At 55.0% G+C, this 7911-nt stretch carries 5 protein-coding genes and 1 pseudogene; 4 read left to right on the top strand and 2 right to left on the bottom strand.

Going from position 1 to position 7911, the window contains the following annotated elements; translation table 11 throughout:
* The 4 genes and pseudogenes from ACWIUF_RS05600 to ACWIUF_RS05585 form a co-directional block, all read left to right on the top strand.
* Nucleotides 1-1052 (top strand): annotated as a pseudogene (locus ACWIUF_RS05600) (penicillin-binding protein 1C); the annotation flags it as partial.
* A gap of 247 nt (nucleotides 1053-1299) precedes the next feature.
* Entirely contained in the window at nucleotides 1300-3369 is a 2070-nt protein-coding gene (gene glgX, locus ACWIUF_RS05595) for a glycogen debranching protein GlgX (protein ID WP_448571305.1), read from the top strand.
* A gap of 49 nt (nucleotides 3370-3418) precedes the next feature.
* The gene (locus ACWIUF_RS05590; protein WP_448571304.1) at nucleotides 3419-4522 is read left to right on the top strand and encodes a calcium/sodium antiporter; all 1104 of its coding nucleotides are present in this window, start codon (nucleotides 3419-3421) and stop codon (nucleotides 4520-4522) included.
* A gap of 87 nt (nucleotides 4523-4609) precedes the next feature.
* The gene (locus ACWIUF_RS05585; protein WP_448571303.1) at nucleotides 4610-6124 is read left to right on the top strand and encodes a phospholipase D-like domain-containing protein; all 1515 of its coding nucleotides are present in this window, start codon (nucleotides 4610-4612) and stop codon (nucleotides 6122-6124) included.
* A 4-nt stretch (nucleotides 6125-6128) separates the two neighbouring features.
* On the opposite strand, the gene psbV2 is transcribed toward ACWIUF_RS05585, so the two are convergent.
* Together psbV2 and psbV are read right to left on the bottom strand one after the other, a co-directional pair.
* Entirely contained in the window at nucleotides 6129-6647 is a 519-nt protein-coding gene (psbV2, locus tag ACWIUF_RS05580) for a photosystem II cytochrome PsbV2 (protein ID WP_448571302.1), read from the bottom strand.
* Between the two features lie 371 nt (nucleotides 6648-7018).
* Nucleotides 7019-7510: a photosystem II cytochrome c-550 gene (gene psbV / locus ACWIUF_RS05575; protein ID WP_448571301.1), complete on the bottom strand. Its 492-nt coding sequence runs from the start codon at nucleotides 7508-7510 to the stop codon at nucleotides 7019-7021.
* Between the last annotated feature and the right edge of the window lie 401 nt (nucleotides 7511-7911).

Here is a 7911-nt window from a genome sequence, read left to right as displayed (position 1 = left end):
CCTATGGGACGCTGGCGCGGGGGGGGGAGCCGATCGCGTTGCGGGGATGGATGGGTGAGCCATCGGGATTTGAGCCGATCACCACCAAGGCACTAAGACACGAAGGGGCACGAAGGGGGCGGGCGGCGTGGGAGTTGGTGCGGGATATGTTGGGCGATCGCTATGCCCGGGCAGGGGCGTTCGGGGTGGGGTCGGTGTTGGATTTGCCCTTCGCAACAGCAGTGAAGACGGGGACTTCTTCGGATTTTCGCGATACTTGGACGGTGGGGTTTAGCCGGGATTACACGGTAGCGACCTGGGTGGGCAATTTTGACGGCTCGGCGATGCGCACAGTGTCGGGGGTGACGGGGGCCGCACCGTTATGGCAACGGATCATGTTGCATTTACATGAGGGCCAAGAACCCGTTGGCTTTGATCCTCCCCAAGGGCTGGTGCCGCGACCCATTTGTGCGATTTCCGGGGCACGACCGATGCCCGCCTGCCCGATCGTCGTGATGGAGTACCTCTTTCCCTCAGATTTAGCGGCCTATGAGCGCCAGCCTGATCCGTTCCTGCGCCCCATGCCCGGTCAACCGGGACGCAACCAATGGGTATTGCCGCCGGAATATCACGAATGGCTGGCGCAACGGGAAACGCCGGATTGGTTACGGACAGTCAGCGTGGGAGCCAGTGGGGTAGGCGTCCCGCCTGCCAGCCCTGCCAGCCCAACCAGTCCCGCCATCAGTACGGTGAAAATTGCCTTCCCCCAGACCGGCGATCGCTTTGTCCTGCATCCCACCGAAGACGAAACCGATCGCCACAGTCAAAGCCTGGAATTCACCCTCACGGCCCCGCCCGATACCGCTGTGGAGTGGTGGCTCAATGGGCAAAAATTAACCACCCAAACCGGGCGATCGTACTTCTGGCCCCTGCAACCGGGGAATTGGACACTTACTGTACGACAGGTATCCCCCGATACCACAACCCTAGTCAACGCAGATACCGTCCACTTTCAAGTAGAAATAGCCACCCCCCGCCCTCGGAAACAAGGCTTTACAATTCGCGATCGTTAACATTCAATCCGCTAGCTTAAAATAGACACAGGCGTGAATCAATCACGTCGATTTTTAACGCGCTAAGTTTATGTCCCTTAGTGGAAGGTTCAATCACTCTTTTTTAAGAATTACCTAAGATTTTCCTAAGGAGTGCACAACCCTATTTTTAAGGATTACTTAAAGTTCTGGAATTTAACTGAAATTTAATACGCTAAAGAATTTAAATAGTTAACTGTTCCAGTCTTTGGTTTCTCAGGGGGTTTCTATGGACAAGTCTGTTTTGCCCGGTCGTAGTTTTCCCCTGGGTGCAACCGTAACCCCCTTGGGGGTCAATTTCAGTGTCTTTGCCAGGGGGGCGACCGGTGTCTCGTTGCTGTTGTTTGATGATCCGGATGCACCCCGTGCCGATCGTGTCATTCACCTAGACCCTAAAATCCACCGAACCTTCCACTATTGGCATGTCTTTGTCCGCGGTCTCAAACCCGGTCAAGTCTACGCCTATCGGGTTGAAGGCCCCTATGCACCGGAAAAGGGCCTTCGCTTTGATGGCGAAAAGGTATTGCTCGACCCCTACGCTCGCGCGGTGGTTGGCTGGCGTAACTACAGCCGCGAAGCCGCCATTCATCCCGGCAATAACAACATTGCCCAAGCCCTGCGCAGTGTTGTCGTGGATTCCAGTGCCTATAACTGGGAAGGGGACGCGCCACCCCATATTCCCTATTCGTCCACCATCATCTACGAGACACACGTGGGGGGGTTCACACGCCACCCCAGTTGTGGCCTCGCCCCCTCGCTGCGGGGCACCTATGCCGGCTTGCAGGCCAAAATTCCCTACTTGAAGCAGTTGGGGATTACGGCTGTTGAACTGTTGCCGATCCACCAGTTTGATCACCAGGATGCCCAACCGGGGCTGGAAAACTACTGGGGCTATAGCACGATGGCCTTTTTTGCCCCCCACCGGGGCTATAGTTCCCATCTTGATCCCCTGGGGCCGTTGAATGAGTTTCGCGATATGGTCAAGGCCCTGCACAAGGCCGGAATTGAAGTGATTCTAGATGTGGTGTTTAACCACACGGCGGAGGGCAATGAAAATGGTCCCACGCTTTCCTTCCGGGGCCTCGCCAACTCCAGCTATTACATGCTTGATCCTAAGAACCCCGCCCACTACCTCAACTACAGTGGGTGCGGCAATACCTTCAAAGCCAATCACTCGGTCCCCGGTCACCTTATTCTGGATTGTCTACGCTACTGGGTCGCCGAAATGCATATCGATGGCTTCCGGTTTGATCTAGCCTCGGCCCTCTCCCGTGCAGCGGATGGGACCCCCCTGGAAGATCCCCCAATTCTCTGGTCGATCGAGTCCGATCCTGTCCTGGCGGGCACCAAGATCATTGCCGAAGCGTGGGATGCGGGTGGCCTTTATCAGGTGGGGTCCTTTATTGGCGATCGCTTTGCCGAGTGGAATGGGCCTTATCGCGATGATGTGCGGAAATTTGTGCGCGGCGATGCCGATATGGTCGGTAAATTGGCGGCACGGGTGTTGGGCAGCCCGGATATCTATAAAGATCCCGATCGCGAACCCAACCGCAGCATTAATTTCATTACCTGCCACGATGGCTTTACCCTGCGCGATTTGGTGTCCTATAACCAAAAACACAACGAAGCCAATCGGGAAAATAACCGGGATGGCGCAAACGACAACTACAGTTGGAATTGTGGCGTGGAAGGGCCAACGGGAGATGGCAACATCAACAAACTGCGGTTACAGCAAAGCAAGAATTTCCTCACCATTCTATTAACTTCCCAAGGTACACCCATGCTTTTGATGGGGGATGAAGTCGGCCATAGCCAGAAAGGGAATAATAATGCCTACTGTCAGGACAATGAACTCAGTTGGTTTGACTGGCGCGGGGTGACGGAGGAGGCTGAACTGCTTCGTTTTACCCAAGGGCTAATTCACTTTAGCCAATCCCTCAAGATTTTCCAGCAGGAAACCTTGCTGGCGGTTACCCATCCTAATCTCCAGCCTCATATTATCTGGCATGGTACTGAGCTATTCAAACCGGATTGGAAACCAGAAGCCCGATCGCTTGCCTTTAGCCTGCACCATCCCGAAGCTCAGGAACATTTACATCTCGTGTTTAATGCAGACAAGGATGGGAAAAGCTTTGCTCTACCCACGCCGCCGGACGGTCACTGCTGGTATCGGATTGTGGACACCTCCCTGGCCCCGCCCCATGATTTTGCCCCACCCGGTGAGGCACTGCCGCTTGGGGATGGCAACTACTGGCTGAATGCCCGCTCGTCCCTCTTGCTTATGGCCTATCCAAGGTAGATCCCCCCCTCCGGTACAATCAAGGCATGATGTTCGGAATCCCGGTGCCATGCCTCCTCTCACTGCTGCGGTCTATATCGTGTTGGGTCTTGTCTTGCTGGTGGTGGGAGCCGAACTCTTGGTCCGGGGGGCCTCGCGCATTGCGATCGCTTGGGGAATGCCACCCCTGATCATTGGTTTAACGATCGTCGCCTATGGCACCAGTTCCCCGGAAGCCGCCGTTAGCATTCAGTCGGGTCTAGCGGGGCAGGCGGATATTGCCCTGGGGAATGTGGTGGGCAGCAATATCTGTAATGTTTTACTGATTTTGGGCGTGTCAGCCCTGATTGCTCCCATGATGGTCCCTAACCAATTGATTCGGCTGGATGTGCCGATTATGATTGGGGTCTCGTTGCTAGTCTTCCTGTTTGGTCTCGACGGCAACATCGGGCGTTCAGACGGGGTAATTTTATTTTTGGGCGCGATCGCCTACACCCTCTTCCTCATACTCAATGGCCGGGATGATCAGGTGGAATTGCCCGATAACTTACTAGAAGCGTCTGCGAGTCAACGGGCACGATCGCGGCGGGCTAGCCTGATGAACCTGGGATTAGTGGCGGTCAGTTTGGGGCTACTGGTTTGGGGGTCCCATTGGCTGGTCAAGGGGGCAGTGCTCATCGCCCAGGCGATCGGGGTGGATGAGTTGGTCATTGGCCTCACGATCGTGGCGGTGGGGACTTCCTTACCGGAGTTAGCCAGTTCGGTCGTCGCCAGTATGCGCGGTGAGCAGGATATTGCCGTAGGTAATGTGGTCGGGAGTAATATTTTCAACATCCTGGCTGTGTTGGGGCTGGCAGCAGCCCTGGCCCCCAATGGCATGAGGGTGTCCCCCGCCGCCATCAATTTTGATATTCCCGTGATGATTGCCGTTGCGGTTGGCTGCTTGCCGATTTTTATTACGGGTAAAACCGTTTCCCGGTGGGAGGGCCTACTTTTCCTGGGCTATTATGTCGCCTATACGGCCTATCTGATTCTCGATTCCGCCAACCACGCTACGCTGCCGCTTTTCAACCACATTCTTCTCCTGTTTGTGATTCCCCTAACGGTGATCATGCTGGTGATCTCACTGTTGCGATCGCTGCGCCAAAAACGCCGTCCTAAAGCTGATTCATAAAGCTGCTTCCGGTTACACCCGTGGCAGATTTCGTCCCCATGACGGGAATACTCAGCCTAACCGACCGCATCAATCAGGGTGATGATCATGCCCCTTGCCCATCGACTGACCGATCAACTAGCCCCTCGACTGGCTAGTAGAAAAATTGGGCGACGATCGCCCTTGGGAATCCAGGAAATTCTCAGGGGTATTCCCTGGTTGCGGCGATCGCCCCTGTGGCTGCAAGGCCCAGTTTGCGGAGGCTGCCTCCTCTTGCCCACCGCCTGTCAGCCGGTCGAATCGCGGGTAGAAACGATCGCGCCCTTGCCCCAAGATCCCCAGATCCAAGCCTATTTCAACCACGCGGCCAGTGCCACCTATGTCGATCCCTATCGCCAACAACAGCGGTTAGGCGATGACCTCGAACAAATCATGGTCGAAGCGATCGCCGCCGCCCGCACCAGCGTTGATGTGGCGGTTCAGGAGTTACGCTTACCCCGGATTGCCGCTGCCCTCGTCGATCGCCAACAGGCAGGGGTGCGGGTGCGGGTCATCCTGGAAAATACCTACAGCCGCCCGTGGAGTGAACTGAGTGTCGCGGAAGTGGCTGGCCTCGATGAGCGGGAACGCAACCGGTATCGGGAGTTTTTTACCCTGGTCGATCAAAACCGGGATGGCCAACTGAGTCCCGCCGAGATTGCCGAGCGGGATACCCTGATCATGCTGCGCCAAGGCCAAGTACCGGTCATTGACGACACGGCAGACGGCTCTAAGGGGAGTGGCCTGATGCACCATAAGTTCATCCTTGTCGATAATCAGAAGGTGATCGTCACCTCCGCTAACTTCACGATGAGTGATGTCCACGGTGATTTTCAGCCGCCAGAGAGTCGGGGCAATGCCAATAATTTGCTGTTCATTAGCAGCCCCCAACTCGCCGCTGTCTTCACCCAAGAATTTAACCTGATGTGGGGGGATGGTCCCGGCGGCAAACCCGATAGCCAATTTGGGGTCAAAAAGCCCCCCCGCCCCGTGCAAACACTCACCCTTGGCAATGCCCGCTTGCGTGTCAAATTCTCCCCCACGGGCCGCAAAACCCCGTGGCCAGCCAGTACTAATGGCTTTATTGCCGAAACCCTCAGCACTGCCCGTCAGCAAATTGACCTCGCCCTGTTTGTTTTTTCCGAGCAAGCCCTCGCCAATACCCTCGATCGTCAACGGGGACAGGGAGCCACGATCCGTGCCCTGATCGATTCCGGCTTTGCCTTCCGATCCTACAGTGAAGGCTTAGATATGTTAGGGATTGCCTTAGCCGAGGATTGTCAATATGAGTCAGGCAACCGGCCCTGGTCCCCGCCCCTGACAACCGTTGGTGTGCCCCAACTGGCCCCTGGGGATCTCCTGCATCACAAATTTGCCGTCCTCGATCGCCAAACGGTCATTACCGGCTCCCATAACTGGAGTGCCGCCGCCAACCAACAAAATGATGAAACCCTGCTCGTGGTTCATAGCCCGATCGTCGCCGCCCATTACCAACGCGAATTCGATCGCCTCTACGAAAACGCCGCCCTCGGTGCCCCCGCCAGTCTCCAGGCCAAACTGACCGAACAACAACAGTGCCGCTAGGGAGTTAGCGATCGAGGGAACGGGCCTCCTCCCCCCAGAGGGGCGCAACCTGGGCTGCTCGTAAAATAAAAGCAGCTAATTGTTCCATTTGCGTTGGCGAGAGCCACCGCTCAGATACCTGCCGACAAATAAACTCAATGTCGGTGCCATCATAGCTCATGGGTTCCCGCGAGAAGGCCACAAGGTTGCTGATGTTATCACGGGGGGGCGTCGCGCCGCGCAGGGCCTCTAGGGATAGGGAGATGGGCGGATTGGGTCGGGTTGTCCCGCCGGGATGGCAGAGAATGCAGTGCTCCTTAAATAGGGCCTTGCCCTGGGAGAGATCAGCCGCAGTAAAGGATTTGGTCTCACCGGCCTGATTGTAGGGGAGGTCGATGGTATCTGTAACTTTCAAATATTTTCTGATGTAGATATCATCAACAGCAAGGGCTGACGGGCTGGCGATCGTCCAACCGATACAGACCAACAAAATCATGAGGCAAAGTCGCCGTATGATGCCCGTCGAAACGCACTGACGTTGCATGGATATTCCCTTTCCTTTTCGTGCAAATTCAAGCTGAGATAAAAAATTCGGTGAGAACCGGGATGCTCTCACCCTAGGATCATCAACACTGTGTTGAGTTCCATCAAACCCACAATTTTAAGCAAAAGCAAAACGGTAGCTCAGGTAAGGGCACCTCGGGAAATACCACTCCGGCGCTTTCAAGCAACGTTATCTCCCTGGTTGGGGCAGTTGCACTGCCCCCATCCCAGATTAATCGAAGTGCCCTTAAAACAATGCTCAAAAGGCAGGTCGTTAAAACAATGCTTAAAAGGCAAGTCGTTAAAATAGTGCTTAAAAGGCAGGCAGGATGCCTACCCCACGGGTTCAAGCCTGAATCAAGTCCGCAAGCCTTAGCGATAGGCTTTGCCACCACCCCAGGCGTCACCGACAATCTTGGGTTGGATCAGAATGTGGCCCGCGATCGCAACCAAATCGTCCTCACTCAGATTCCGCATTTCCGGGAAGATATCGCGGCTGCGAATACTGGGGTGAATTTCCCAAATTTCCGTTTCGCCATCAAAGGTGGTCGGATTTTTTAAGAAATCGACCAAACCCTCAATGTTATTACGGGCTGGCGTGGCCAGCGATAGGGATTTCTCATCGAGGTTGATGTTGGGGTCCGTTTTAGTGCCACCAGTCAGATGACATTGACCACAGGCATTATTGAAAAGTAATTTGCCTTCCTTTACTTGCTTGAGACTCAGCGTGATCGTTTCCCCTTTATCGTTAAGGGGGACCGTTCGGGTTGCTTCGTCGAGTTCAGCCGCAGCAGCCGTGCCCACAAACAGTTGTAGGGCCAGACATACTGTGACCACAGCCAGCCAAATGAATCTCCTCAGCATGATTTCCTCAAAATTGCAGCACAGATAAACGCTAAATTGACTCGAATTGCACTGTCATCATTACCGTTAGCCTTCGGAACTAGACGCTCTCAAACTGAACCCCTTAGCCTGGGACCAAGCCAAACTGAAGGGATACCGTGGGCGATCGTTGCGATGAATCAGTGTTTCTTAATGAAAACTATCATGCCATTGATGCTGCCACTTTCAGCGTTTGCTTCTGGAATCCCCTGATAGCGGCTCCGCCGCCCGCCCCAATCCCCTATGATTACGTGGGCACAGTTAGGTCTTTTTCGAGGTGCCCTAGTAAACGGTTACTGAAATGGCACGGGTTGATGGTCACCTCTCCTCACAGACTGACTTCTGAACCGGTCGGCTGGCGCAGATGGGCATGGTCTAGGGAG

It is taken from the genome of Trichothermofontia sp. (genome assembly GCF_053493415.1).
The sequence above is the reverse complement of the archived record's forward strand: the minus strand, read 5'-3'. Positions and strand labels throughout refer to the sequence as shown.

Coding starts and splice junctions, on each gene's coding strand:
- glgX (WP_448571305.1), top strand. CDS start 1,300: ATGGACAAGTCTGTTTTGCCCGGTCGTAGTTTTCCCCTGGGTGCAACC.
- ACWIUF_RS05590 (WP_448571304.1), top strand. CDS start 3,419: ATGCCTCCTCTCACTGCTGCGGTCTATATCGTGTTGGGTCTTGTCTTG.
- ACWIUF_RS05585 (WP_448571303.1), top strand. CDS start 4,610: ATGCCCCTTGCCCATCGACTGACCGATCAACTAGCCCCTCGACTGGCT.
- psbV2 (WP_448571302.1), bottom strand. CDS start 6,647: ATGCAACGTCAGTGCGTTTCGACGGGCATCATACGGCGACTTTGCCTC.
- psbV (WP_448571301.1), bottom strand. CDS start 7,510: ATGCTGAGGAGATTCATTTGGCTGGCTGTGGTCACAGTATGTCTGGCC.